22 protein-coding genes are annotated in these 26,561 nt (G+C 61.8%); 7 read left to right on the forward strand and 15 right to left on the reverse strand.

All coding sequences use genetic code 11. The features are described 5' to 3' along the window. Window positions 1–35: 35 nt before the first annotated feature. Window positions 36–1,997, reverse strand: coding sequence for an ABC transporter ATP-binding protein (locus tag QMO82_RS32945; RefSeq protein WP_183608857.1), 1,962 nt, complete (start codon window positions 1,995–1,997; stop codon window positions 36–38). A 117-nt stretch (window positions 1,998–2,114) separates the two neighbouring features. Between QMO82_RS32945 and QMO82_RS32950 the strand changes: the two genes are divergently transcribed. Beyond that, the gene (locus QMO82_RS32950; protein WP_183608858.1) at window positions 2,115–2,732 is read left to right on the forward strand and encodes a flavodoxin family protein; all 618 of its coding nucleotides are present in this window, start codon (window positions 2,115–2,117) and stop codon (window positions 2,730–2,732) included. A gap of 275 nt (window positions 2,733–3,007) precedes the next feature. Here the strand turns inward: QMO82_RS32950 and QMO82_RS32955 are convergent, their stop codons facing one another. From QMO82_RS32955 to QMO82_RS32970, 4 genes are read right to left on the reverse strand one after another with little or no spacing between them, the layout of a single operon-like run. Continuing rightward, window positions 3,008–3,781 carry an ABC transporter permease gene (locus QMO82_RS32955; RefSeq protein WP_183609062.1) on the reverse strand — a complete coding sequence of 258 codons (774 nt, stop codon included), beginning with the start codon at window positions 3,779–3,781 and terminating at the stop codon, window positions 3,008–3,010. Continuing rightward, window positions 3,765–4,595: an ABC transporter ATP-binding protein gene (locus QMO82_RS32960; RefSeq protein ID WP_183608859.1), complete on the reverse strand. Its 831-nt coding sequence runs from the start codon at window positions 4,593–4,595 to the stop codon at window positions 3,765–3,767. The genes QMO82_RS32955 and QMO82_RS32960 overlap by 17 nt, the downstream gene beginning before the upstream one ends. A 12-nt stretch (window positions 4,596–4,607) precedes the next feature. Further along, a complete protein-coding gene (locus tag QMO82_RS32965; protein WP_183608860.1) occupies window positions 4,608–5,609 on the reverse strand; it encodes an ABC transporter substrate-binding protein in 1,002 nt (333 codons plus the stop codon). Window positions 5,610–5,657: 48 nt separating this feature from the next. Next, on the reverse strand, window positions 5,658–6,740 hold the full coding sequence (locus QMO82_RS32970; protein ID WP_183608861.1) for a 4-oxalomesaconate tautomerase: 1,083 nt from the start codon (window positions 6,738–6,740) through the stop codon (window positions 5,658–5,660). Window positions 6,741–6,854: 114 nt separating this feature from the next. Here QMO82_RS32970 and QMO82_RS32975 point away from each other — a divergent pair, with 114 nt between their 5' ends. The 3 genes from QMO82_RS32975 to QMO82_RS32985 all read left to right on the forward strand — a co-directional run bounded on the left by QMO82_RS32975 (window position 6,855) and on the right by QMO82_RS32985 (window position 11,613). Further along, the gene (locus tag QMO82_RS32975) at window positions 6,855–7,751 is read left to right on the forward strand and encodes a LysR family transcriptional regulator (RefSeq protein ID WP_183608862.1); all 897 of its coding nucleotides are present in this window, start codon (window positions 6,855–6,857) and stop codon (window positions 7,749–7,751) included. Window positions 7,752–8,207: 456 nt separating this feature from the next. Then, window positions 8,208–9,614 (forward strand): FAD/NAD(P)-binding protein, encoded by a 1,407-nt coding sequence (locus QMO82_RS32980; RefSeq protein ID WP_183608863.1) that lies wholly within the window; start codon window positions 8,208–8,210, stop codon window positions 9,612–9,614. A 70-nt stretch (window positions 9,615–9,684) separates the two neighbouring features. Then, the gene (locus tag QMO82_RS32985) at window positions 9,685–11,613 is read left to right on the forward strand and encodes a PAS domain-containing sensor histidine kinase (RefSeq protein ID WP_183608864.1); all 1,929 of its coding nucleotides are present in this window, start codon (window positions 9,685–9,687) and stop codon (window positions 11,611–11,613) included. Here QMO82_RS32985 and QMO82_RS32990 read toward each other — a convergent pair. From QMO82_RS32990 to cyoA, 6 genes are all read right to left on the reverse strand, one after another. Beyond that, a complete protein-coding gene (locus QMO82_RS32990) occupies window positions 11,594–12,778 on the reverse strand; it encodes an acyltransferase (RefSeq protein WP_183608865.1) in 1,185 nt (394 codons plus the stop codon). The genes QMO82_RS32985 and QMO82_RS32990 overlap by 20 nt on opposite strands. A 140-nt stretch (window positions 12,779–12,918) precedes the next feature. Further along, entirely contained in the window at window positions 12,919–13,707 is a 789-nt protein-coding gene (locus QMO82_RS32995; protein WP_183608866.1) for an SURF1 family protein, read from the reverse strand. After that, window positions 13,704–14,105 carry a cytochrome o ubiquinol oxidase subunit IV gene (gene cyoD / locus QMO82_RS33000; protein WP_097616533.1) on the reverse strand — a complete coding sequence of 134 codons (402 nt, stop codon included), beginning with the start codon at window positions 14,103–14,105 and terminating at the stop codon, window positions 13,704–13,706. Before cyoD ends, QMO82_RS32995 begins: the two co-directional genes overlap by 4 nt. Then, window positions 14,102–14,722, reverse strand: coding sequence for a cytochrome o ubiquinol oxidase subunit III (gene cyoC, locus QMO82_RS33005; RefSeq protein WP_183608867.1), 621 nt, complete (start codon window positions 14,720–14,722; stop codon window positions 14,102–14,104). Before cyoC ends, cyoD begins: the two co-directional genes overlap by 4 nt. A 5-nt stretch (window positions 14,723–14,727) precedes the next feature. Beyond that, window positions 14,728–16,731 carry a cytochrome o ubiquinol oxidase subunit I gene (cyoB, locus tag QMO82_RS33010; protein ID WP_183608868.1) on the reverse strand — a complete coding sequence of 668 codons (2,004 nt, stop codon included), beginning with the start codon at window positions 16,729–16,731 and terminating at the stop codon, window positions 14,728–14,730. Window positions 16,732–16,773: 42 nt separating this feature from the next. After that, the gene (gene cyoA, locus QMO82_RS33015; RefSeq protein WP_183608869.1) at window positions 16,774–17,955 is read right to left on the reverse strand and encodes a ubiquinol oxidase subunit II; all 1,182 of its coding nucleotides are present in this window, start codon (window positions 17,953–17,955) and stop codon (window positions 16,774–16,776) included. A gap of 377 nt (window positions 17,956–18,332) precedes the next feature. Here cyoA and QMO82_RS33020 point away from each other — a divergent pair, with 377 nt between their 5' ends. From QMO82_RS33020 to QMO82_RS33030, 3 genes are all read left to right on the forward strand, one after another. Further along, on the forward strand, window positions 18,333–19,664 hold the full coding sequence (locus QMO82_RS33020; RefSeq protein ID WP_183608870.1) for an MFS transporter: 1,332 nt from the start codon (window positions 18,333–18,335) through the stop codon (window positions 19,662–19,664). A gap of 293 nt (window positions 19,665–19,957) precedes the next feature. Further along, window positions 19,958–20,419 carry a hypothetical protein gene (locus tag QMO82_RS33025; protein ID WP_183608871.1) on the forward strand — a complete coding sequence of 154 codons (462 nt, stop codon included), beginning with the start codon at window positions 19,958–19,960 and terminating at the stop codon, window positions 20,417–20,419. Further along, entirely contained in the window at window positions 20,416–20,706 is a 291-nt protein-coding gene (locus QMO82_RS33030; RefSeq protein WP_183608872.1) for a type II toxin-antitoxin system RelE/ParE family toxin, read from the forward strand. The genes QMO82_RS33025 and QMO82_RS33030 overlap by 4 nt, the downstream gene beginning before the upstream one ends. 7 nt (window positions 20,707–20,713) lie before the next feature. On the opposite strand, the gene QMO82_RS33035 is transcribed toward QMO82_RS33030, so the two are convergent. The 4 genes from QMO82_RS33035 to QMO82_RS33050 form a co-directional block, all read right to left on the reverse strand. Continuing rightward, window positions 20,714–21,181: a cyclic nucleotide-binding domain-containing protein gene (locus tag QMO82_RS33035; RefSeq protein ID WP_003563501.1), complete on the reverse strand. Its 468-nt coding sequence runs from the start codon at window positions 21,179–21,181 to the stop codon at window positions 20,714–20,716. Between the two features lie 98 nt (window positions 21,182–21,279). After that, on the reverse strand, window positions 21,280–23,994 hold the full coding sequence (locus tag QMO82_RS33040) for an ABC transporter ATP-binding protein (RefSeq protein WP_183608873.1): 2,715 nt from the start codon (window positions 23,992–23,994) through the stop codon (window positions 21,280–21,282). Window positions 23,995–24,163: 169 nt separating this feature from the next. After that, window positions 24,164–25,309: a glycosyltransferase family protein gene (locus QMO82_RS33045; RefSeq protein WP_183608874.1), complete on the reverse strand. Its 1,146-nt coding sequence runs from the start codon at window positions 25,307–25,309 to the stop codon at window positions 24,164–24,166. Continuing rightward, on the reverse strand, window positions 25,306–26,553 hold the full coding sequence (locus QMO82_RS33050; protein WP_183608875.1) for a glycosyltransferase: 1,248 nt from the start codon (window positions 26,551–26,553) through the stop codon (window positions 25,306–25,308). Before QMO82_RS33050 ends, QMO82_RS33045 begins: the two co-directional genes overlap by 4 nt. Between the last annotated feature and the right edge of the window lie 8 nt (window positions 26,554–26,561).

Genomic DNA, 26,561 nt, shown 5'->3' on the forward strand with positions numbered 1-26,561 from the left:
CCATTGGGTGGCCCGCATAAGTCACTACCCGTTTGCTAGGCGCTCAAGGCTTCGTCGCCCGGCCGCACCTGAAGATCGTAGAGCGCCTTGTAGCGCCCGCCGAGCGTCAGCAACGCCGCATGCGTTCCGCGTTCGACGATCCTTCCGTCTTCGACGAACAGGATCTGGTCGGCATGCATCAGCGAACTCAGGCGATGGGCGACAATGATCGTGACGCGGTCGGCGGCATAGCGGCGCATGGCGCTGCGGATGCGCTGCTCGGTGGCGGCGTCGATCGCCGCCGTCGAATCGTCGAACACCATCACCGCCGGCTTCAGCATCAGTGCGCGGGCGATCGAAAGACGCTGCCGCTGGCCGCCGGACAGCGAAACGCCGCGCTCGCCGACGACGGTGCCGTAACCGGTGGGCAGGCCGAGCACGTAATTGTGTAGCTGGGCGCTTTCGCTGGCGCGTTCGATGCGGCCTTCCTTCGCCCACGGGTCGCCATAGGCGATGTTGTTTTCGATCGTCGTCGTGAACAGGAAGGAATCCTGCTGGACGACGGCCACCGCCCGGCGCAGCGATTGCAGCGTCGCCTTGCGGATATCCTGGCCGTCGATGGTGATCTTGCCGCCAGTGACGTCGTAGAAGCGCGGGATCAGATGGGCGATCGTCGACTTGCCGCTGCCCGGAGGGCCGACGATGCCGATCGTCTGGCCGCGCCTGGCTTCGAAGGAGACATCGTGGAGCACGGTGCGCTTTTCCGAACCGGGATAGGCGAAGCTGACATTTTCGAAGCGCAGCACGCCGTCGGTGAGCTTCAATTCCTTCGCATCCGGCGCATCCTTGATTGATATGTCGAGGTCGAGCAGGGCAAAGAGGCGCGAGCCGCAGGTGGAGGCGCGGGCAAAGGCATTGACCATCAGGCCGAGCTGGCGCACCGGCATCTGCAAAATGGTCATGAAGGTCAGGAACGAGGCCAGCGTGCCGACGGTGATCTCGCCCGACATCACCTTGCCGCCGCCGATCCAGAGCACCAGGCCCATGGCCGCGAAGAAGGAGAAGGTCATGGCGCTGGTATTGACGACGCGGATGCCGACGCGCTGATGCGCGAGCGCCAATGCGTTCTTCGACGCCGCCTCGAATTTCGACATCTCGTGGTCCTGGGCGGCAAAGGCGCGCACGACGCGGATGCCGCCGAGATTTTCCTCCATGATGCGGGTCAGCACCGAAAGCCGTTCCTGCAGGTCGAGCCAGGTGGCGCGCAGCCGGAGCTGCGTCACCGAGGAGCGCCAGCCGACGAAGGGCACGAAGGAGAGCGAGAGAAGACCGAGCACGACATCGGTCGACAGCAGCATATAGGCGCCGATGCCGATCAGGATCGACAACAGGATCATCCGGACGAGCGCGGTGGAAAAATACATGCGCACGCCTTCGAGATCGAGCAGGCCGATGGTGATCAGGTCGCCGGAATGCACCGTGTCGTGAAAGCTGAAGGAGAGCCGCTGGATCTTCTCGTAGCAGGCCAGCCGCAATTCGTAGCCGATGTGATGGCCGACGGCTTCGCTGTAATAGTTCTGCACCATGGTGAAGAGGCCGCGCAGCACGGCCGCGCCGAGCAGCAGCAGCGCCGTGGTCAGAAGTGCATCCTGCGCCGCCTGGCCGGCCGTCCCGCCGCTCATCGCCATCTGCGTGTGGTCGACCGCCTGGCCGAGAAGGCGCGGGATCATCAGCTGGAAGGTGGAAGCGACAAGCGTGGCGCCGATCGCAAAGCCGGATTGCCAGGGGTGGCGGAAGGCCATCATGGTGATGCGCACCAATGTGTAGAGGCCTCGGCCCCAGCCTGCCGCAGTTGCAAGCGCCATCGAAGCCGAAGGCTTCGTCGCGCGTATTAACGCATCGCTGCTCACGGTATTTTTTCCAAATGATGTGTGGTCGGACGCTGGCCCGAAAAGACGGCAAATCCATGAAGGGATTGATTGCACCGTCACTTTTGCCGATTCCATTTGGGGGTTCAAGTAAAGAATTCACCAGTTGGTTATTTTTACGTGAGGCACTCGCACCCCTTGGGAACAATCGGCGCGCGGGTGGGTTGCGGCAGCAAACCCCGACAGGCAACCGCTACGGAGAGACCCATGCCGCTGAAAGCACTTGCCCTCAACGCGACGCTGAAGACCAGCGACGCCAAGGATCCGTCTTCGACCGACCGGATGATCGCTCTCATCGACAAGGCGATGTCCGCTTATGGCGTCGTGACCGAAGTTCTCCGCCTTGCCGATTTCGACGTCAAGCCGGGCGTCACGTCGGACGAGGGCAATGGCGACGACTGGCCGGATATTCGCGCCAAGGTGCTGGACGCCGATATCCTGCTGATGGCGACGCCGATCTGGCTCGGCCAGCCATCCAGCGTCTGCAAGCGGGCGCTCGAGCGTATGGACGCCTTCCTCGACGAGACCGACGATCAGGGCCGGATGGTGTCTTACGGAAGGGTGGCTGCCGTCGCCGTCGTCGGCAATGAGGACGGCGCCCATCATGTCTCGGCCGAGCTCTATCAGGCGCTGAACGATGTCGGTTTCACCATTCCGGCAAATGCCGTTGCCTACTGGGTCGGCGAGGCGATGGGCTCCACCAATTTCGTCGATCTCGACAGGGTGCCGAAGGTCGTGACGACAGCCGTCGATATGCTGGCGCGCAACACTGCGCATCTGGCCGGCCTATTGAAGGCGAAGCAATATCCGGGCGAAGGCGACTGATGAAATGCGGTGAAACGCGGCCCAGGGCGGGGCGGCCTTGCCCTTCCAGGTCGCCTGCGGGCCGCTCGCACGGACCCGATCCTGCGGCATATGTTTGGGAATCGCCGCATGAACCTCATCAATGCATGATCCGCTGTTTATGCGTTGAACCTCAATCTGCACAGGTGCGTGCGGCCGAAGCCGCAGAGGAGTTGCGCTGACGGTTCAGGGACTTTTTTCCGCGAGAGCCAATGCGGGCGGCGCAGATCTCTGCCGTCCCGCGCATTGCGATCGTCTCACGCCGGCCGTTCGGAAGCGCTTGCTCGCCACTTGATGAGGCGCTTCTCGGCGATGTCCAGAATGCTGTCGATAATCAAGACGAAGATCGCGAGGATCAGGATGCCCGCGAAGACTCCAACCGCATCGAAATTGCCTTCGGCCTGAGCGATCAGATAGCCGAGCCCGGCAGAGGAGCCGAGATACTCGCCGATGATTGCCCCCACAACGGCGAAGCCGACCGAAGTGCGCAAGGACGACAGAATCCAGCTTGCCGCTGCCGGGAAATAGACATGGCGAAGCAGGTCCGACCGAGTGCCTCCCAGAATGCGGGCGTTCGACAGTACCACCGGGTTGACTTCGCGCACGCCTTGCATAGCGTTGAAGAACGTCACGAAGAACACCAGCGTTACGGCGAGCGCCACCTTGGACCACAGCCCAAGGCCGAGCCATAACACGAAGATCGGCGCGAGCACGACACGGGGAATTGCGTTCAGCCCCTTGATGAAGGGGTCCAGAATGCGTGCGGCCGAACGGCTGAGGCCGAGCCACACGCCCGCCGCGACGCCAAGTGCCGTTCCAACGAGATAGCCGAGCACGGTTTCCGTGAGGGTGATGGCGACATGGCTATAAAAGCTGACGTCCGCGACCCAGGATACAACCTGGTCGAAGATGTCGACCGGAGCCGGAAAAAAGAAGACGTCAATGACGCCTGCCGCGACACCGAGCTGCCAGCCGCCGACAATTGCCACAAGCAGCACGATTTGGATAAGGCGTTCAGTCATGACATTCATAGCTTTTCTCCACTTCGCCGCGCAGCGATGACCAGATGTTGCGATAAAGATCCATGAAGCGCGGATCGAGCTTGATTTCAGCGACATCACGCGGACGTTCGAGGTCGACGGGGAAGCTGTCGATCACGCGCGAGCGCGGTCCGGCGGCAAGCACGACGACCCGATCTCCGAGCGCAATGGCCTCTTCGAGGTCGTGCGTTATCATCACCACGGCGCGCCGTTCCTCCTGCCAAAGACGCAGCAGCTCGTTCTGCATCAGGTGACGGGTATGGATGTCGAGCGCGGAGAAGGGCTCGTCCATAAGGATGACCTTGGGGCCGGTAATCAGCGCCTGGGCCATCTGCACGCGCTTGCGCTGGCCGCCCGAAAGCTGATGTGGATAGCGATACTCGAACCCTTTGAGCCCGACTTTCGCCAGCCATCTCATCGACCGCTCGCGGCGTTCGGCAGCGCCGACACCTTTGAACATGGGGCCGAGCTCCACGTTTTCGATTGCGGTCTTCCACGGAAGCAATGCATCCTGCTGGAACAAATAACCGATGTCGTTCTGGATCCCGCGCACGGGCTGACCATCGATGGAAACAATGCCACTTGCAGGTTTCAGGAGACCGGCAATGGCATTGAGTATGGTGCTCTTGCCGCATCCAGTCGGTCCGACGATGGCGAGGAACTCGCCATCGGAGACACTAAGGTTGACATCCTGGACAGCCACATAGGCGCCGAAGGACATGGTGACCGAGTCGATGGAAACCATCGCCTCTGCTCGACTCGGATGGTTGGTCGGGGGTGCGGTTTTCAATACGGCCAATTCCATGACCTCCTCCTGTCAGTTGGCAGCGGCGTTGGGGACCTTGTCGACGAACTCGTTCGTGTAGGTTTTCGTAAGGTCGATTTCAGCTGTGGCGACTTTTTCGTTAAAGCTCTTCAGGACGGCGAGCGGAATCTTGATGTCTTCCTCGTTTATGCGCCCGTCCTTGGAGAAGATCGTCTTCGCGTTCTCCACTGCCTTGATGTAAGTGTCACGATCGCCGGAAATGAACTCCTTCGGGAGTTTTTCGACGATCTCTTCAGCGGAATGGCTATTCATCCATTCGAGCGCTTTGACGGTCGCATTGGTGACCTTCTGAATGGTCTCGGGGTTTTCGTCGATGTAGTGCCGTGTGGCGTAGAGGACGGAGGTTGGGTAAATCCCGCCATAGATTGCTCTGGCACCGTCGTCGCTGCGACCGTCGATCAGGATCTTGCCGACACCCTTGGCCTCGATGAAGGTGGCAGCCGGGTCGTAATTGACGAGTAGGTCGACTTTGCCCTGTTCAAGCGCTGCGACAGCGGCCGACCCGGAGCCGACACCGATCAGAGAAACGTCGTTTGCGGACAAGCCGTTGCGTTGCACGTAGTAGCGGACAAAGAAGTCGGAAGACGAACCCGGCGAAGTGATCCCGACTTTTGCACCTTTGATCGTTTCCGGCTTCGCCGGATCGAATTTACTATCCTTGCCCCCAGCCAGAACGAGCCCTGAATTGCGGGCGAGCTGCACGAACGCCACGACGGCCTTCTTCTGCGATTGCATCTGGATCGTATGGTCGTAGAAGCCGACGGCAATGTCCGTTGAGCCTGCAACAAGCGCCTGAAGCGTCTTCGAGCCGCCCGACGCAAAGTTTTCCACGGTCACCTCCAGCCCCTCCTTTTCATAAAGGCCGAGCCCTTGGGCGACGGGAAAGGGAAGATTGTTGAGGTTGTAGGATCCGACACTGATGCGGACTGGATCCGCCAATGCGGAGCCGGTAAACGCGACAGTTGCCGCGAGGGCGAGCATAAACTTGCGCATGATGACATTCTCCTCCTATTGGTGGCGCCCTCCCGGCGGCCAGAGCTATTATGCCGCGCAACCCAGTTGCGTGACAGGTTTTGCTAACACATGTCCTTCGAACAGCCGGCGGGCAGTGCGAAGAATTCCGGCGACGACCTTGCCGTCCCGCTCATACAGTTTGACATCCAGGTGGCCGCTGGGGTGCTCGATGGAAAGAACAACCGGGGGAACTTGCCTGCCGATCAGAAGCGAAGCGACCGTATCCTGGCTGATACAGGCTGTGGCGATCCCAACGGCGCCCGTGGTCGCCAGGGATGGATGACATTGATGCGGCATGAAATACCGCACGCTGATGTCGCCTCCGGTCTTTGGACGGCATATGAGCACCGGCTTTGGCGTTACCTGATTGCGCACGTCTCCAAGGCCCATTCGTTCGCCAGCGGCGATGCGCAACTTTTCCAGCCGTTCAAGCAATTCCTTATCAGCGTCGAGTTCGGCCGCTGATTCCAAGCCGGTTGTGCCGATCGAAACTGCCTCGATCAAGATCATCGGCATGGCGCAGTCGATGCAGGTGACAGCGACGCCATCGATCAGGTCGATGGGTTTGCCGGTGGGAAAGAGCTGTCCGGTACGAGCCCCGGCTGCGTCCATGAAGGTCAGCGCGATCGGTGCTGCACGGCCGGGCACGCCGTCAATTGCAGCTTCCCCGAGATAGGAGACGCTGCCATTTGGGGTGGGGACTTCGGCCTCGATCAGCTTGCCGGTGTTGACGTTATGGATCCTAACGAGCGTGGCGACTCCACGAACCGGGACAAGTCCAGCTTCGATGGCAAACGGTCCGACTGCCGCGAGCATGTTGCCGCAGTTCGGCGAGGTGTCGACAATCTGTTGATCGACCCGCACCTGAGCAAAGAGATAATCCACGTCCGCGCCAGGAACGGTGGCAGGTCCGATGATGGCCACCTTGCTCGTGACCGGGTTGCCGCCACCAATTCCGTCGATTTGCAACGGATGGCCCGAGCCCATGATCGAGAGCAGGATTTTGTCACGCTGATCGGCAGCCGCGGGAAGGTCGCTCGCCAGGAAGAACGGGCCTTTTGATGTGCCGCCTCTCATCAGAACGCAAGGGATAGCCGTCAGGTCGTTCATTGCTTGTGCATCCATCGGAATTATGTCATCGCCGTATCAATCGGCGCTATTTGATCCGATTATCGGAAAAAGCGTTTATTTGTGAAATGCTAAGAATCACAGGATTGATGCACGATGAGCATTAATTGCGAAATTCTTGACCTTCGAGCCTTCCTGGGCGTTGTAGAATTGGAGAGCTTTAATCGCGCTGCGGACGCTCTGCATATGTCACAGCCTGCGTTGAGCCGCCGCATTCAAAAATTGGAGCAGGTTATCGGGGCGCCGCTCTTGGAACGGACGACCAGGCACGTATCCCCGACGGCTCTCGGTACGGAGCTCGTGCCGCTCGTCCGACGCATGCTCGAGGAGTTTGATGGCTCTCTCTTTGCTGTCCGTGACGTTGGACCCAATCGAGGCGGATTGGTGACGATTGCATGCCTTCCAACCGCGGCATTCTATTTCCTGCCTACGGTCATCCGCCAGTTCAATGAAGACTATCCGAACATCCGCTTTCGTATCCTCGATCTGCCTGCCACGGACGGCCTTCGCGCCGTGGCAAGTGGGGAGGTGGAGTTCGGCATAAACATCATGGGCACCTCCGACCCCGACCTCACCTTCGAGCGGCTTGCGGAAGATCCATTCGTGCTTGCAGCGCGAAAGGATCATCCTCTTGCGACAAAACAATGGGTCGAGTGGGCGGAACTAGAGCCCTATCATTTGATTACGGTTCATCGGTCGAGCGGCAACAGAACGCTGCTGGACGCGGCACTGGCAAAATCGAACATCAAACTTCGCTGGTTCTACGAGGTAACGCATCTGTCTACCTCCCTCGGGTTGGTGGAGGCGGGCCTCGGGATCTCGGTGCTGCCACGAATGGCAACCCCGCGAGAAGATCATCCATTCCTGATCACCCGCCCCATCCGCAATCCCGAGATATCCCGCACAATCGGTGTGGTTCGACGTCGCGGCGGCACCTTGTCGCCGGCGGCAGAGCGGTTTCTTGAGATGCTGATAGGGGTATGGGGAGCGTGATCGAAAGGCTCGGCGCAACGCAAACGTGGCCAGGTTGAAGATACGCTAAGAGGAAGCGCAGAAAGTAGATGGCCGAAGCCTCCGATATTGACCCGCAAATCGGCGGATCTGGCAAATCTGTTGCAGACGAGGTGGTACAAGGCTGATGACGAGTCGCGGCCCTGCGGCGCGAGGCTGTTTGATCGAAAATATGCCGTGATTTCGACAACTTAAGCATCGCGCCCAATAAACCCCTTGCCACCCGCGGTTTTTAGCGCTTTCATACACGACTAGTTTAATAGACTATGGACGAGCCTGATCGCTCCCCTAGTTCCCATGCGGGCCGCTCGTACGGCCCCCGATTCTGCGGCGGATGTTGTGAATGGCCGCATGAACCTCATCAACGCATGAGCCGCTGTTTTATGCGTTGAAACCTCGATCGACCCACGGTGCGGATGAAGCCGCAGAGGAGTTGCGATGACGGTTCAAGGACTTTTTTCGGCGAGAGCCAATGCGGCGGCGCAGATATCCGCGGTGCCGCGCATTGCCATCGTCGGGCGCGGCTTTTCCGGGATGATGGCGGCGATCGCGCTGATGAAGACGGTGCGTGCGCCCTTCCACCTGCAGCTGTTCGATCCGAATTCGTCGGTCAGCGGCGGGCAGGCGCTGGCTTCTGTCCGCGCCTCGACGATCCTCAACACCCGCGTGCGCGATCTCTCGGTCTCGCTCGGGGACAACGACGATTTCAACGACTGGCTCTGCAGCAACGCCGTCTTCCGCGCCGCCGTGCCGGCCGCCATCCCCGGTTTCCGGCAGATCTTCGTGCCGAAGGAGATCTTCAGCGATTACGTCTACCAGCGCTTTTCCGAAGCGCTGGCCGCCCGCCGGGATATCACCGTCCAGGTCTGCAACGATCCGGTTGTGGCGATCCGGAGGAGCCACGGCCACCGCTTCCTGCTCGAAAGCGCCAATCCCGCCAATCCGCTGTTCGATACCGTGATGCTCGCCACCGGCTACGGCCTGACTGCGCCGGATGCCGGCGAGCCGGAGGCTTCGCCGGTCCGGGCCCAGCGCCTCGTCGCGCGGCCGCATGCGGTGCTGCTCGGCAGCGGCATCCGCGTCGTCGACCAGCTGCTGCAGCTGCGCGATTCCGGCTATGCCGGCCAAGTGACGATCATCTCGAGACGCGGCTTCCTGCCCCAGAGCCATACGCCGAATTCCGCCGATCCGGTCTTCCCGGCCGAAGCGCTGCCTGAGAGCCTGCCTGAGATCGTCCGCTTCATCCGCCAGGCCTGTCGCGAGGCGGAGGAGGAGGGCCGAAGCTGGCAATCGGTGATGAACGGCCTGCGGAAACATGCCCGGTCGCTGTGGCGTTCGCTGCCGGCGCGCGACAAACATCAGTTCAACCGGCACCTCCGGGCAATCTACGACAGCCATCGCAACCGCCTGCCGGAGGCCATGCACCTGCGGCTGAAACGCGAACTCGCCGAAGGCCGCACGGTGCTGCGCCGCGGCCGGGTCGGCCGCCGGGGCCTGAGCGGCCTATTCTTCACGCCGGCCGGTTCCGCCGCCGAGGAGGTCATCCACGCCGAGCGCATCATCGATTGTCGCTGTCAGGCGCCGGATCTCTCGGCGCCGCTGATGCAGAGCCTGCTTTCGGCCGGCCTCGCCATGCCGGACGAGCTGTCGCTGGGGCTCGCGGTCAATGCGCGCGGCGAGCCCTTCCTCGAGGACGGTTCGACGGTCGCCGGGCTCTATGCCGTCGGCCCGCTCGGCCTCGGAAGCCTGCCCGACATCGATCTCGTGCCGGAGATCGTCTCGCAGGCCTATGCCGCTGCCGAGCGTGTCGGTGAGCGCTTCTACCCGCAGGTCAAGGCCGTCTGAAAATTTGAGGCCGTTTCGGAACCATCCGCCTGCCGCAGCGTTATAAAGCGCTGGTGACCACGAGGGGCCGATGGAAGCGCTGAATCGACATGATACGTCCCTTGACGATGAGGGACGCTTTCGCCTTCTGGTCGATGCCATCACCGACTACGCCATCTATATGCTGAGCCCCGAAGGCATCGTTACCAGCTGGAATACCGGCGCCCAGCGTTTCAAGGGTTACAAGCCTTCCGAAATTCTGGGCGAGCATTTTTCCCGTTTCTATCTGGAAGAGGACCGCGCCGCGGGAATACCGGCGCGCGCGCTCGCCACGGCGGCGGAGCAGGGGCGGTTCGAAGGGGAAGGCTGGCGCCAGCGCAAGGATGGAACCCGCTTCTGGGCGCATGTGATCATCGATCCGATCCGTCGTCCTTCCGGCGAGCTCATCGGCTATGCCAAAATCACCCGCGACCTGACCGAACGCAGAGCAGCCGAAAAGGCGATCCGCCAGAGCGAGGAACAATTCCGCCGGCTGATCCAGGGCGTTTCGGATTATGCGATCTACATGCTCGATCCCGACGGCAACGTCAGCAGTTGGAATTTCGGCGCCGAGCGGATCAAGGGCTATCGGCCGAAGGAAATCATCGGCCGGCATTTCTCGACCTTCTATACACCCGAGGACCGCGCTGCCGGCGTGCCGGAAACGGCGCTCAACATTGCGCGCGCCGAGGGTCGGTTCGAGCGGGAAGGCTGGCGCGTCCGCAAGGACGGCACTCGTTTCTGGGCCAGCGTCGTCATCGACGTCATCCGGGACGATGAGGGCGGTGTGCTCGGTTTTGCGAAGATCACCCGCGATATCACCGAGAAGATGGAGACCCAGAGGGCACTGGAGCAGGCGCGCGAAGAGCTGTTCCAGTCGCAGAAGATGGAGGCGATCGGTCAATTGACCGGCGGTATCGCCCATGATTTCAACAATCTGCTGATGGCGGTGCTCGGCAGTCTCGAAATCCTGAAGAAACGCATGCCGCAGGATCTGTCGCTGACATCGCTGGTTGACAATGCCATGCAGGGTGCCCAGCGGGGTGCGGCGTTGACGCAGCGCATGCTCGCCTTTTCCCGCCGGCAGGAACTGCACATGGAGCCGATTGACGTCTCCGGCCTGGTGCGCGGCATGATGGATATGCTGAGCCGGTCGCTCGGCCCCCTGACGGCGATCGAGACCTCTTTCCCGGTCAGGCTGCCAACGATCCTGACCGATCCGAACCAGCTGGAGATGGCGATCCTGAACCTCGTCGTCAACGCCCGCGATGCCATGCCGACCGGCGGCCGGATCGTGCTTCGCGCGTCCGAGGAAACGGTGCCATCAGGCAAGCGTCCGCTGCCGCCCGGCCGCTATGTCCGCATCGCGGTGATCGATGAAGGCGAGGGCATGGACGCAAAGACGATGGAGCAGGCGATTACGCCGTTCTTCACCACCAAGGGTGTCGGCAAGGGCACCGGTCTCGGCCTTTCCATGGTGCAGGGCCTTGCGTCCCAGTCCGGCGGCCGGCTGATGCTGAAGAGCAGCCCCGGCGAAGGCACGACCGCCGAATTGTGGTTCCCGGTCGTCACTGCAGCGCGGGTGGCCACGGCCGCTGCGGGCCTGCCGCAACGGGCGGAAAATGCACCGCACGGGCTGCGCATCGTCGCTGTCGATGACGATGGCCTGGTCCTGATGAATACGACGCTGATGCTGGAAGATCTCGGTCACACCGTGTTCGAGGCGATGGCGGGTTCCGAGGCGCTTGAGATCCTGCGCAGGCAGCCGGTCGATCTGGTGATTTGCGACCATGCCATGCCGCGTATGACCGGCGCGCAGCTTGCCGAGGCAATCCGCCAGGAATGGCCTGAAATGCCGATCATCCTCGCAACCGGTTACGCCGAGCTCCCCGAAGGAACGGCAATCGCCAACCTGCCCCGTCTCGGCAAGCCTTTCTCGCAGGCGCAGCTCGCCGAGGCGATCAGCCGGGTCGCTTCCTAAGGAACGCAAAGGCGCGGAGCGTCTCGTCGCCATTGTTTTCGGCCTCCCGGAGTTCACCCGCCGTGGGTGACGTTGTGCCGCTGTGGAGGCGTTGTTCGGTCTCTTTGAGGTCCAGGATCGCGCGTTCAATTTCTTCAGCCGGCGTTTCGCGCGAGACAATGCGCCACCGGCGATGCTGCCACAAGCCGACAAGCAGCCGTCGGCTTGGGACTTCTATCGTCTCGTGAATGAACCATGCTCCGCCTGCCGCAACGGCAAGCGTCATCCCGATGAGCGCCGGTTCGGGCATCAGGCTATCAAACGTCCGGCGTGCAAGGAACATGATGGGCACGTGGAAAAGATAGAGTGAGAAGCTGATCGTGCCCAAAAACCTTACGGGTGCGGCTGAAAGGACAGAGGTTGCGATGGGCGGTTGCCGCGCGACGAGCGCCACAATGACGGCTGCCGCGACTGCGCTTGGCAAGCCCCAAAATTCGGGGGAAAAGCTCGGCACGACATGCCTGTAAGTGAAGAACACCGCCAGAAGCAACAGCGTGAAAATTCCGGTGAGGGCAGATGGCGTCCATCTCTCCCAATGGGAATGCATCGTCCCGGCAAGTGCGCCGAAGAGAAAGTAGGGGAGCTTGGAAACGAGCATGATTCCAGGCCCCGGCAATTCCAGCAGACCATCCACGACGACGACCACTGCGAAGCCTGCGATCACGCCGCCATAACGCTGCGGGTTGGCGAGGCAAAGCCATAGGATCGGAAAGAGCAGATAGAATTGAATTTCGGGTGGAATCGACCAGAAAACGCCACTCGAGCCCAGAAGAAGGACATGACGCAAAACGTCCATGCCGCCGGCAATCGGCTGAATGAAGTTGAGATTCTGCATGCCGGACAGCATCGCCACGAGCACGACGGCAGCTAGGTAAACCGGATAGATGCGAGCAAAGCGGCTGACAAGAAAATCCAGGACGTTTTCCCTCGTCACCGGCCGTGAACCGTAGAGATGGCTCATCAGAAAGCCACTGAGCGCAAAGAACAAGCCGACGGCTTCGCTGCCCATCGTCATGAAATGCAAGGCTGTGTTCGGAAAGACAAGTCCGATATGCGCTTGAACGACCAGAAGCGCGGCGATACCGCGCAGGCCATCGAGACTGGGGATGTAATCCGGCCGGCTCATGTGCAGCTTTTAAATATTCCGTTCAGACAAGCAGTATCGGACATCGCTTTACGAGATATTAATGCGGTGCACTCGAGCCCCGCGGGGCAACCGCGTGTCGGAGGGCGCGCCTCACTGCAGGGCGACAGTGCGTGCCCGGACTATTCCCGGTGGCTTCTTCCGATCTCGGCGCGCAGGATGAACAGCAGCAATACCAGCACCATCGCCGCCAGCCCGTACCAGGTGACGGCATAGACGAGGTGGTTGTTGGGGAAATGGATGATGGTGAGGCCGCCGACAGGCAGGCCGCCCGGATTGGGCGTGGCATCGGCGTCGATGAAAAAGGGTGCGACCGCACCGACATCGCGCTTTGCAGCAATCGCCTCGACATCGCGCGAATACCATCGGTCGGCCACGACGTCGTTGGATTGCAGCAGCGATCCCTTCGGCTCGGTCATCCGCATCAGCCCGGTGATTACCAACAGGCCCGGCACATCGCCGGCGCGGCGCGAGGCCGGGTCGCGCCTGTTGACCGGCACGAAGCCGCGATTGACGAGGATCGATGTCCCATCGGCAAGCGTCAGCGGCGTCATCACCCAATAGCCCGGGCCAAGCGCGGTGGAGGCATAGACCAGGGTTTCCTTGTCGTTCGCCAGCGTCCCCACTGCGGTCACCCGCCGATATTCGTCGTCGCCGGCATTGACCTTGTCCCAATCGGCGCGCGCCGGCGCGGGCACCGGTGCCGCATGCACACGCTCTTCGACGCGGGCGATGAGCTCGCGTTTCCACGCCAGCCGCTGCACCTGCCACGTGCCGAGTGCCACAAGTGCTGCCGCAAGCAGTGTCAGGCAGACGGCGAAGATTGCGCGTCTTGCCTGATGACGCCGTCTTTCCGATTTTTCCGAGGGAGCCTGCGGGTGACGCTGCCGCCGTCCCTTCGTGGCAGTCACGGCATGTTCTTCATCATCTCGGGGCTCATCGGCATCATGTTGGTGTTGAGATGATGCATGACCCAGAGCGAACCGGAGAGCGCGATCGCGACGATGATGAGGGTGAAGATCAGCGCCATGATCGTCCAGCCGCCCTCGCTCCTGGTATTCATGTGCAGGAAGAAGACCATATGGACGACGATCTGAATCGCGCCGAGGCCCATCACCAGCACCGCCGTCAGCGCCGGGCTGGCGATGACGCCCGACATGACCAGCCAGAAGGGAATGGCGGTGAGGATGACGGAGAGGACGAAGCCCGCCATATAGCTGCGGAACGTGCCGTGGCCGGCCTGATGGCCGTGGCTGTGGCCGTGATGCGCCTCGTGGGCATCCTCATGGGCGGGTGCTTGCGAACTCATCCGAGAACTCCCAGCAGATAGACGAAGGAAAAGACGCCGATCCAGACGACGTCGAGGAAGTGCCAGAACATCGAAAGGCACATCAGGCGGCGGCGATTGGCCTCGATCAAGCCGTGCATCGACACCTGCACCATCAGCGTGATCAGCCAGATGATGCCGAAGGTGACGTGCAGACCGTGTGTGCCGACCAGCGTGAAGAAGGAAGACAGGAAGGCGCTGCGCGTCGGCCCGGCGCCTTCATGGATCAGGTGGATGAACTCGTAGAGTTCGAGCCCGATGAAGGCTGCGCCGAACAGCCCGGTCACGCCAAGCCAAAACAGCGTTTCCGCCTTGGCGTTGCGCTCCATCTGCAGCATGGCGAAGCCGTAGGTGATCGAAGACAACAGCAGCATCGAGGTGTTGAGGGCAACGATCGGCAGATCGAAGAGATCGGCCGGCGATGGGCCGGCGGCATAATTGCGGCCGAGCACGCCGTGCGTGGCAAACAGCACCGCAAAGATCAGGCAGTCGCTCATCAGGTAGAGCCAGAAGCCGAGATTGGTGCTGTTCTCCGGATGATGATCTTCCGTCAGGTAGAATTCAGGCTTTTCGGCCGTGTCGATGGTGTGATCGCTCATGGTCATTACACCTGTTCGGCAAGCAGCGCGGTGCGCTTGCCTTCCGTTTCGGTTACCTCTTCGGCGGGGATGTAGAAGTCGCGTCTGTAGTTGAAGGTATGGCCGATCGCCACAACGAGCATGGCGACGAATGAGACGACGACCAGCCACCACATGTACCAGATCAGGCCGAAGGCGAGTGCAACGCTGATAGCAGACAGGATCGCGCCGGTGCCGGTGTTCTTCGGCATGTGGATCGGCCGGAAACCTTCCAGCGGACGCGCGTAGCCGCGGTTCTTCATGTCGTACCAGCCGTCATGATCGTGCACGACCGGTGTGAAGGCGAAGTTGTAGTCCGGCGGCGGCGAAGAGGTCGACCATTCCAGCGTGCGGCCATCCCAGGGATCGCCGCTGTCGTCGCGCAATTCCTCGCGTTTCATGAAGCTGACGACGATCTGGACCAGGAAGGCGGCAATACCCAGCGCGATCAGGCCGACGCCGAAAGCGGCGATGATGAACCAGATCTGTATCGACGGGTCCTCGAACTGGCTCATGCGGCGGGTGACGCCCATCAGGCCGAGCACATAGAGCGGCATGAAGGCGAACCAGAAGCCGATCTGCCAGAACCAGAAGCTCATCTTGCCCCAGAAGGGATCGAGCTTGAAGCCGAAGGCCTTCGGGAACCAGTAGTTCACCCCGGCGAACATGCCGAAGAGAACGCCGCCGATGATGACGTTGTGGAAGTGGGCGATCAGGAACAGCGAATTGTGCAGCACGAAATCGGCCGGCGGCACGGCAAGCATGACCCCGGTCATGCCGCCGATGACGAAGGTCACCATGAAGCCGACCGTCCACAGCATCGGCACCTCATAGCGGATGCGGCCGCGATACATGGTGAAGAGCCAGTTGAACATCTTCGCTCCGGTTGGGATCGAGATGATCATCGTGGTGATGCCGAAGAAGGAATTGACGGAAGCACCCGAGCCCATCGTGAAGAAGTGGTGCAGCCAGACGATGTAGGACAGGATCATGATCACGCAGGTGGCGTAGACCATCGAGGCGTAGCCGAACAGGCGCTTGCCGGAGAAGGTGGCAACGACTTCCGAGAAGATGCCGAAGGCCGGCAGCACCAGGATGTAGACCTCCGGATGACCCCAGATCCAGATGAGGTTGATGTACATCATCGGATTGCCGCCGAGGTCGTTGGTAAAGAAGTTCGTTCCAGCGTAACGGTCGAGCGACAGCAGGGCGAGGGTGGCGGTCAGGATCGGGAAGGAGGCGACGATCAGCACGTTGGTGCAGAGCGCCGTCCAGGTGAAGACCGGCATCTTCATGAAGGTCATGCCCGGCGCGCGCATCTTGACGATGGTGGCGATCAGGTTGATGCCCGATAGCGTCGTTCCGACGCCGGCCACCTGCAGGCCCCAGATATAATAGTCGACACCGACGCCCGGACTGTAGGCCGCCCCCGACAGCGGCGGGTAGGCGAGCCAGCCGGTCTGGGCGAATTCGCCGATGAACAGCGACAGCATGATGATGATCGCGCCGGCGGTGGTCATCCAGAAAGAGAAGTTGTTGAGGAAGGGGAAGGAGACGTCGCGCGCGCCGATCTGCAGCGGCACCACGAAGTTCATCAGGCCGGTGACGAAGGGCATCGCCACGAAGAAGATCATGATGACGCCGTGGGCGGTGAAGATCTGGTCGTAGTGGTGCGGCGGCAGATAGCCTTCCGAACCGTTGAAGGCGATCGCCTGCTGGACGCGCATCAGAATCGCGTCGGAGAAGCCGCGCAACAGCATGATGACCGCCAGGATCACATACATGATGCCGATCTTCTTGTGGTCGACGCTGCAGATCCAGTCGCGCCAGAGCGAACCCCAGAACTTGAAATAGGTGATGGCGCCGAGCAGGGCGAGGCCGCCGATGACGACGCCGATGAAGGTCACGACCAGGATCGGCTCGTGATAGGGGATGGCATCGAGGGTCAACCGGCCGAAGACGAACTTCAGGAGGTCAGGATTGGAAAACATGGAACAACCCGTTCATTATGTCTTGCGACGCAAAGCGCCAGGTTAATTGTTGTTGTTGAGCTGCGCCGGCGCCGGATCGGCGCCATTGCTCATGCCGGGCATGGAATGACCCTGATGCTGCATGTCCATGCCGGGCGTGCTCTGCATGCCGGGCATGTCGTGCTGCATGCTGCTGCCGTCGGTACGCTCGGGCTCGCTGCGGGCCGGCGCCCCGGTCGCCGGCACGGTGGCGGCCGGCGCCACGATGCCTTCCTCGGCATGACGGTCGTCATATCGCAGCTTCTCGCGATTCTCGGCACTTTCCTTGCCGCCGCCGCCCATCATGTCGATGTGCATCATCTCGTTCATGCACATTTTGCCCGGCGTGGCGCACATGTTGAGGATGGCGTTGTAGAGGTCGGCATCGGCACCGGCATAATAGCGAACTGGTTCCTTCTCGCTGGGCTTCTCGAGCTTCAGATAGGCGTCACGGTTGAGCATCGTGCCCTGCTGCTTGACCCCAGCCACCCAGGCGTCGAAGCCCTCGCGGGTCAGGCCATGGAACTTGAAGCGCATGTGCGAGAAGCCGGCGCCGCTGTAATTGGCGGAGAAGCCGTCATATTCGCCTTCTCTATTGATGACGGCGTGTAGCTTGGTCTCCATGCCCGGCATGGCATAGATCTGGCCGGCAAGGGCAGGGATGTAGAAGGAGTTCATCACCGAGGAGGCGGTGATCTTGAAATTGATCGGCATGTCCACAGGAGCGGCGAGCTCGTTGACCGTGGCAATGCCGAGTTCGGGATAGAAGAACAGCCACTTCCAGTCGAGCGCCACGACCTCGACGATGAGCGGCTTGGTATCGGCCGGAATGGCGCGCTCCGCATCGAGGCGGTCGAGCGGGCGGTAGGGATCGAGTTTATGCGTGGAAATCCAGGTCACGGCGCCGAGCGCGATGATGATCGCCAGCGGTGCTGCCCAGATCACGATTTCGAGGCGGGTCGAATGGTGCCATTCCGGCGCGTAGGTCGCGGCCGTATTGGAACGGCGGTAGCGCCAGGCGAAGAACAGCGTCAGGAAGATCACCGGGATGATGATCAGCAGCATCAGCACCGTCGAGATGATGATGAGATCGCGCTGTTGCATGGCGATGTCGCCGGAAGGCGCCATGACCACCATGTTGCATCCTGCCAGGAAAAGCAGCGGCAAGACGGATAGAAGGCGGGAAAACTTCATGAGTTTTGGCACGTCTCTAAGCTCTTGTTGTTTCATTTGGTTCGCGACTAAAGCACTGAACCCGATAGCGACATGAGGCGGAAGGTCGCAGTGCAGCAATCATACCGCACCGCGGCACAAATCATGTGCGCTAGTGCTTTGAAATCCTGACGAAATCAAGAAGGATTTTTCGCAAGCGCATGTTTCAGTCAATATATCCGCAAGAGCCGGCCATGCCAGCGTTCCCATGGGAAAATCGAGGTGTGGATCACGCAATTTTTTCCATCCGAGCTTCATTTTGAGCCGCCATGATGAACTATTTACGTCTTACGGACTTGATAAGCCTGCAGGTTTGATCAAGATCAGGCTGAGGCGCCTTGGCGAAAGCGCTTCAACGAGGGAGGCGTTTTATGGCTACAACATCGCATTACGGACCGTCGTCGTCGTCGCTGGAACGCGACGCGCGGCGCATTCACGACGACAAACCGGTTTCGCCGAGCAGTATCGCCATCGGTGTGGTGATCGGCCGCATGTCGGAATTCTTCGATTTCTTCGTCTACGGTCTCGCCTCCGTCCTGGTCTTTCCGCAGCTGATCTTCCCCTTCGCGCCGGACAGGCTGACGGGAACCCTCTATTCCTTCGCCATCTTCTCGCTGGCCTTCCTGGCCCGCCCCGTCGGCTCCGTCGTCTTCATGACGATCGACCGGCTGTATGGGCGCGGCACCAAGCTGACGATCGCACTTTTCCTGCTCGGTGGCTCCACGGCCTCGATCGCCTTCCTGCCGGGTTATGAAGAGATCGGCGTCTGGTCGATCGCGCTGCTGGCGCTCTTCCGTCTCGGCCAGGGCTTCGCCCTCGGCGGCGCCTGGGACGGTCTTGCCTCGCTGCTGGCGCTCAACGCGCCGGCCAATCACCGCGGCTGGTATGCGATGATCCCGCAGCTCGGCGCGCCGATCGGTTTTGCGCTGGCCAGCACGCTGTTCGGCTATTTCGTCGCCAATCTTTCCAGTGAGGACTTCCTCTCCTGGGGCTGGCGTTATCCTTTCTTCGTCGCCTTCGCGATCAACGTCGTGGCGCTGTTTGCGCGTCTGCGCCTGGTCATGACCAAGGAATTCGGCACGCTGCTCGAACAGCATGAGCTGGAAGCGGCACCGATCCTCGACGTGCTGCGCGTGCATGGCCGCGACATTCTGATCGGCGCCTTCGTGCCGCTTGCGAGCTTTGCCATGTTTCACCTCGTCACCATCTTCCCGCTCGGCTGGATGAGCCTATACGGCAACCAGCCGATCGGCGCCTTCATGGTGGTACAGGTGGTCGGCGCCATGGTCGGCATCGTCACCATCATCGCGTCGGGCCTGATCGCCGACCGTATCGGCCGGCGCGCCCAGCTTGCCATCTGCGCCGTCATCATCGCCGTCTTCAGCTTTGTCGGGCCGATCCTGATCGCATCCGGCAACAGCGGCCACGACGCTTTCGTCATCATCGGCTTCGGCGTGCTCGGCCTTTCCTTCGGCCAGGCCACCGGCTCGATCTCGTCGCGTTTCGGCCGCGGCTATCGTTATACGGGTGCCGCCTTCACCTCGGACCTTGCCTGGCTGATCGGCGCCGGTTTCGCACCGCTGGTGGCGCTCAGCCTCTCCAGCCGCTTCGGCCTGACCTTCGTCGGCTATTATCTGTTGTCCGGCGCCATCTGCACGCTGGCGGCGCTGGCCTTCAGCAGGGCGCTTGAGCAGCGCGAATAGACCTGAACACACGGGCCTGCGCCCAGGGCACCAGCCCCTCATCCGCCTGCCGGCACCTTCTCCCCGTAAACGGGGCGAAGTGACCATGCCGCGACCTCTCCGTTTCCACCTCGCTCTCGCCGGGCACGTCCCCTCGCCCCGTTTGGGAGAGGGTTAGGGTGAGGGGCTGCTTTCGGCGCGAATCGGACAGCAACGGGAAGCAGGCTTTGGTTTCGGTTGCACAATTCAATTATTGAATGCCTTGCAATCTATAATTAAATGCATACCATGTTCGCGATCAGCGAGGATTTGCCATGACCGCAGAAACCATCGATCATTCGACCCTGTCTCGCCTTGTCGAGGCAGGCGCGGTCGATGCCGCTCATGTGGTCGGCAAAACCGGCGGCTGGTCCGTCGTTATCCGCTACGGCAAGTCCGAGCGCCCGCTTGCCGCCCAACGCAGCCGGCAGGTGCGCGTGTTCAAGCGCATCGACACCTTGGTGTCTTATCTCAAGGATGTCGGCATTTCGCAGTTCGATGTCGATGCAGGCGATTACGCGCCTGAGACGGTATCGCGGCCGGACCGGGCCGCCGCTCTGCGTCGCACCCATGAGGCGGCGGAATACGACAAGTGGTTTCGTGAACAGGTCGAGCAAGCGATCCGGGAGGCCGATGATCCGAACGCGGTCTGGATCAGTGCGGAGGATGCCGAAAAGCAAATGGACAAGCTTCGGGCCGAACTGCTCGCGCGGCTGGACTCCGGAGATAAGGCTTGATCGTCAAATGGCTGCAGCAGGCGCTTGTGGATCGGGAAAGTCAGATCCGGCACATCTTCGCCCAAAATCCGAAGGCTGCAATCGCATTGGATGATGTCATCCGGCAGCAGGCCAAAATGCTCGCCGATCATCCCGAAGCAGGACGCGGCGGCCGCCTCGACGGAACGCGGGAATTGGTCGTTCCGCGCACGGCATTTCTGCTGATCTATCGCATCGACAGCAAAGCACAGAGGGTGGAAATATTGCGCCTTCTTCACGGCGCCCAGCAATGGCCGCCGAAGGGCTGAATGCGTTTTACTGCGCCATTTGCGGCTGTTTCGCTGCCCGCGCCGCGGTCAGCTCCGCCGTGGTGTGGTTCAGGCGGTCGGCCAGCACCCGCATGATTTCCACGGCCATCTCCGGGAAATCGCTGAGCAGCTTCAGGAAGTGTTCCTTGCTGATGCGCAGCACCTCGAGAGGCGAGGTGGCGCGCACCGTTGCCGTGCGCGAGACGTCGCAGAGGATCGCGATTTCGCCGACGATGGAATTGAGCTCGACGTCGGCGACCTTGATCTCGCCGGCCGGCGAGGAGACGATGATATCGGCGGTGCCGGAAAGGATGACATAGGCGGCGTCGCCGACATCGCCCTGATGGAAGAGGTTCTGCCCGGCCTTGTAGGTCATACGGTCGGAGGTGAAGGCCAAGAGCTTGAGCTTGGCTGGTGCGATCCTCGAAAAGATCGGCACCCGTCGCAGCATTTCGACTTCGTCTCTCAACAGCACGTTTCAACCCCCTGACGCAGGGTCCGCGGGACCGGGCGTCTTCATAACTCCGAGGCGTTCCCGTCCGGAACGCCAACCATCGCCGCCCCAATAGAATATTACGATAATAGTTCCTTGAACATCCCGTTTTTCTCGGAAAGTTCCGGATAGTTTCCGGCTTCCGCCAACCCGCCGCGGTCGAAGAGCAGGATCCGGTCGAACATCTCGGCGAGGCGCGCATTGGAGAGCACCCAGATGATCGCCGGCCGCTGGCCTTCCTCATGAAGGTCTTCGACGATGTTGCGGGTGATCTGGTCCTGAACGCGCTGGTCGAGCGCCGACAGCGGCCGGTTGAAGATGAAATAGTCCGAGCGTTTCAGCAGCGCACGGGCAAGGTTGAGCTTCTGCCGCTGCACCATGGTCAGCCGCTTGCCGCCGGAGCCGACGTCGAATTCGAGTCCGATCGACAGCACGTCGTCGTAAAGGTCGAGGGCGTCGAAGAGTTCGCCCATGATGGCGCGGATGCGATCAGAGGCGTCGGCTTGCTGATAGGCGATGCGGCCGAAAAGCACATTGTCCATCAGGCTTGCCGACGGGGTGAAACGCTCGGCGTCGTAACGCTCGATCAGCTCGGCGAGATCGGCCGGAATATGCTCGTGGAACTGCTTGCGGGCGCTGACGATCTTGTCCATCAGCTCGTCGGTCAGCAAGCCGAAGCGATGGCGCGGCTCGATATAGGCAAAGCTCAGCCGGATGATGGCCGAGCGTTCCTCGGGCGTGGCGTCCTCAAAGCGGCGGCTCTGCAGCTTCTGTAGCAGCGCCTGGTAGGTCGGAATATCGTCCGCCGTCATGAAGGTCAGCTGCTGGAAGAAGGGATGGTCCGGCGGCAGGTCATGGAAGAGTTCGACCGCGTTTTCGGCGATTTCGAGGCCCATGGCGTAGAGATCAGTACTGAGGCCGGTTTCGCGGAACAGCTGCTGGAAATAGGGATGCGCGGCAAGCCTTCGATTGGTCATCAGAGGCCGCTTCATGGTGCCGAAGAGCAGGTTCTCGCCGACCGTCGCCTGGGCGTTATAGGCGTCGAAATCGAAAGGCACGACGATGGTGTCGAGCCCCTCGTCGCGCAGCCGGTCGCGCAGCGAGGCGCGCAGCGCGACGACATGGTCGCTGACGGCCACATGCACGTCGGTATTGACGGTCGAGCGCAGCGCCAGATCGAGGATGTCCTGCGAGATCAGGACGGCGTCGAGCACCGGGCGGATCGCCTTCAGCAGGTCCTCAGGGCCATTGGCACCCGCCGCCTTGTAATCCACCCAGTCGCTGTTCAGGTCGAGCGTCGGATTGCCGGCCTTTACCGCCTCGATGGAATGCCATTTATACTCCAGCGCTTCCTTCTCGTCGTAGACCGGATCGGTCATCGGCGCGTGCTTGAGGCCGTAAAGCAGATTGCTGGCGAGCGAGCCGTGGAAGAAAAAGGTATCGGCCGAGGCGTAGGAGATGCGTCGGCCGGTGATCGATTCCGGCAGGTCCAGGAGGTCGCGGCCGTCGATGGTGATGCGGCCGGAATCCGGCCAGACCATGCGTCCGAGCGCCTCGGCGAAGGCTTCCGCGCCGCTGCCGTTCGGGCCGACGATCGCCACCGTCTCGTTCGGCTTGATCTCGACGGAGACGTGGTCGACAAGGCGGGCGCCGCTGTCGTCGGAAAGCGAGAGATTGGTGACGACGAGTGCGCTCGTCAGTGCGCCCACGGGGGCGGTGGCGAGTTCCTGGATGCGGCTGTCGATCAGCGGCTCGACATTGAACTGCTCGTAGACCTGCTGGTATTTCACCTGCACGTCCTGGCGCATCTGGTCCCAGTCGATCAGTTCCTTCAGCGGCCCGGGCAGGTCCTTATAGGCCGATATGACGGCGACGAGCTGGCCGATGTCGAGCCGGCCCTGCAGCGCCAGGTAGCCGCCGATCGCGTAGAACAGGAAGGGCGTGACCTGGGCGAGGAAATTGTTGATGAACTTCACCAGGAACTTCCACTGGTAAAGGTCGTAGCGGATCGAGAAGATCCGGCCGAGCCGCGAGGCGATGTCGGCGCGCTCGAGGTTCGATGTGTCGTTGCCATGGATCGTGCCGATGCCGTCGACGATTTCGCCGACGCGGCCGGAGAGCTCGCGCGCCGTCAGCTGCCGCTGGCGGCCGAGCTCCAGCAGCCGCTTGCGCATGCGGGGAATGACGACGGCCTGAACGCCGACGATGCCGGCGGCGATCATGCCGAGCCAGAAATTCTGGACGATGATGAAGGCGAGCGCCGTGATCGCCTGGCCGCCGAGAAGGGCAGGCGAGACGAAGGCATCGCCTGTGAAGCCGCCCATCGGCTCCACCTCGTCCTTGATCATGGTGGCGATCTCGGCCGATTTGACCCGCTTGAAATGGATAGGCGGAAAACGCAGCACCCGGTCGATGAGCTCGAAGCGGATACGGCGCAGCATGCGCTCGCCGAGCCGGCCCTTATAGGTGTTGATGTAGAATTTGAAGAGGCCGTTCAGCACCACCAGCGCCAGAAACACCAGGCTGAGGGCCATCAGCATCTGGAAGCGGTTGAGCTGCAACCCTTGAAAGAATTCGACATGGCCGATCAGCGGGATGTCGTAGGCGATGTGCATGAAGGTCTGCCTTGCGCCCGGACCTTCGAAGCCGTCGCCCTGGATCGGTCCGTTGACGATCTGCTTCGGCAGGTCGAAGGACAGGAAGTAGGGCACCATCGAGGCGGCGACGACAGCCAGAATCCACAGCTGCTGCAGCCGCGTGTTCTTCCAGATGTAGCGGGCGAGGCTTTTTTCCATGGCTAACCGTCAGCGTGCTGGGAAATTCCGGGGGCCGGGATGGGGAGAAATCTTAAGAACAGGACCATGCAGCCGGACCGCCGATATCGCAATGAAAACAAGGCGAAGCGACCGGCTGCAGACATGCCGATTCTCGCCGGAACAATGTTTATATCACAGGAATTTTGGATTAGGCGAGGGATTCGGCAATCATGGAGCGAATGATGCCGGCGGTTTTCTCCGCCCCGTCGAGATCGAGCAAGACCGGCTTGCGTGCCGGTGCGGCGAGCGCCTTTTCGACGGCCTCTTTCACATGGCCTGGCGTCAGTCCCGTTTCCGGCAGAATCTCGGCGAGATCAAGCGCCTGCAGCCGTTCGGCGCGCACCGTCTGTTCGGTCTCGCCGCCGGCGACGAAGGGGATGAGGATCGCCCGGCATTCGCTGCGCAGGAGATCGCCGACCGTGTTGTAGCCGGCCTGCGAGATCGAGACCTTGGCAGCGCGCAGCAGCGAGGGAAAATCCTTGCGGAAGCGCACCAGCGTCACATTTGGGGGGGCGTCTTGCGACAGGGCGGTAAAATCCGCCTCCGGCAGGTTCGGGCCCGATATCAGCAGCCAGCTGAGATCGGCGGCCAGCAGCGCTGCCGCCTCTTTCGCCGCGCCGATCAGCGCGGCGCCGACGGCACCGCCGCCCGCCGATGCGATGACGTCGAAGGTCTCGGCCGGTTCCGGCGCCGGCGGCGCTGCGACGAGGCCGGTGTAACGCACCCTGTCTGAGATTTCTGCTGTCAGCGGGAAGGTGTCTTCAAGCCTGACGAAGCCGGGATCGCCGTGGACGAGCACCGCATCGAAATGCTCCTTGACCAGCGCGGCGGTTTCCGCGTCGCGGCCGGCCTTGCGGTTTTCCTGCAGGATGTCGCGCACCGAGCTTAACAGTTTCGGCCGCGGTTCGGTCTTGTCGATCGCCGCAAGCAACGGCAGCAGTTCGAAGCGCATCTGCCGCCGGCCGAAGGGGAAGGCTTCGATGATGACGACATCGGGCCTTACGGCATGAAAGGCGTCGAGCAGCAGATCGCGGCGGGCATGCAGGAAATCCTCGCCCACTGGCCGGCCATCGGCATCGGCGAGGCCGGAGAAACCGGCATTGCTGGCAACGACAGCCGGCAGGGCGACGGTCTTCACACCCTCGCCGGGAAAGCCCGGCACCGGCAGGCCGCCGGTCACGACAGTCACGTCGAAACCGTCCTTGACAAGCGCATTGGCGATGCGGCTGGCGCGGGCGATATGGCCGATGCCGAGCAGGTGCTGGACATAGAAGAAGATACGCGGTGCCGTCATGACGCCTTCTGCCATTCGGCCTCGAACAGGCCGGTGAGCTGTCTGATGCTGGAGTGATAGTCGAAATGTGCGCGCACCTGGCTTTCGGCGGCGTCGCCGAGCCGCTTGCGCAGCGCCGGGTCGCGGATCGCCGTTTCCAGCGCTTGGGCAAGCCGCACCGGCTCCTCCGGCGGCACGACGAGACCGTTTTCACCGTCCTTCAACAGCTCCGGCACGCCGGATACTTCGGTCGAGAGGCAGACGAGCCGCTGGCTCGAGGCTTCCACAAGCACGTTCGGCAACCCATCTCGGTCGCCGTTGGCGGCGATGCGGCAGGCCAGCGCGAAGAGGTCGGCGCGGCGGTAATGATCGAGCACATCCTCCTGCGCCAAGGCGCCCTTCCAGACGATGCGGTCGGAGATGCCGAGTTCGGTGGCCAGGACTTTCAGTTTCGCAAGCTCCTCGCCGCCGCCGATATGGTCCATCCGCCAGTGGAGGTCGGCGGGCAGCAGGGCGAGTGCCCGCAGCAGCACGTCATAGCCCTTCTTCTCGACGGCGCGGCCGACGCTGAGGATGAAGGCCGGGTCATCGGGGTCGTTGCCGGTGCGGTCCGAGCGCTCGCCGGAGAAATGGCCGAAGCGGGCGAGATCGAGACCGTGATAACTCAGATGCACCGCGTCCTTGCGCGAGGTCAGCGTCCGCATGTGCTCGTAGCCGGTCCTGGTGCAGGTAACCGCCCAGCGGGCGCTGCCGAGCTTCTCGTGCAGATCCCAGTCGGGCGATGTCCAGATGTCCTTGGCATGTGCCGAACAGGTCCAGGGCGTGCCGGTGAGGATGCTCGCATATTCCGTCACCGAGGCCGGCGTGTGGATGAAATGGGCATGCAGCCATTGCCCGCCATCCGGCCATTCGCGCCCCAGCACCAGCGCCTGGCCGAGACGGCGGAAGCGGTTGCGCGAGAGGTCGCGCTTGAGGTCGGCGAGGAAGCGTTTGATCAGCGCCTTGAAGCCGGGTTTGGAGAAACCGGCAACCAGGCCTTTCAGCACGCGGATCGGCTCCTCGTGCAGATATTCCGGCAGGTAGACGACGCGCGCCCTGATCTCGTCATGCACGGGATGGCGCTTCTTGTCGGTCGGTCGGCGCATCGAAATCAGCGTGAGGTCGAAGCCGGCCTTCTCGAGACCGAGCAGTTCCTGAGCAATGAAGGTCTCCGAAAGGCGGGGATAGCCTTTCAGCACGACGAGGATCTTGCGGCGTGGCGGCAAGGCTGTGC

It is taken from the genome of Rhizobium sp. BT04 (genome assembly GCF_030053135.1).
GTDB classification, from domain to species: domain Bacteria; phylum Pseudomonadota; class Alphaproteobacteria; order Rhizobiales; family Rhizobiaceae; genus Rhizobium; species Rhizobium binxianense.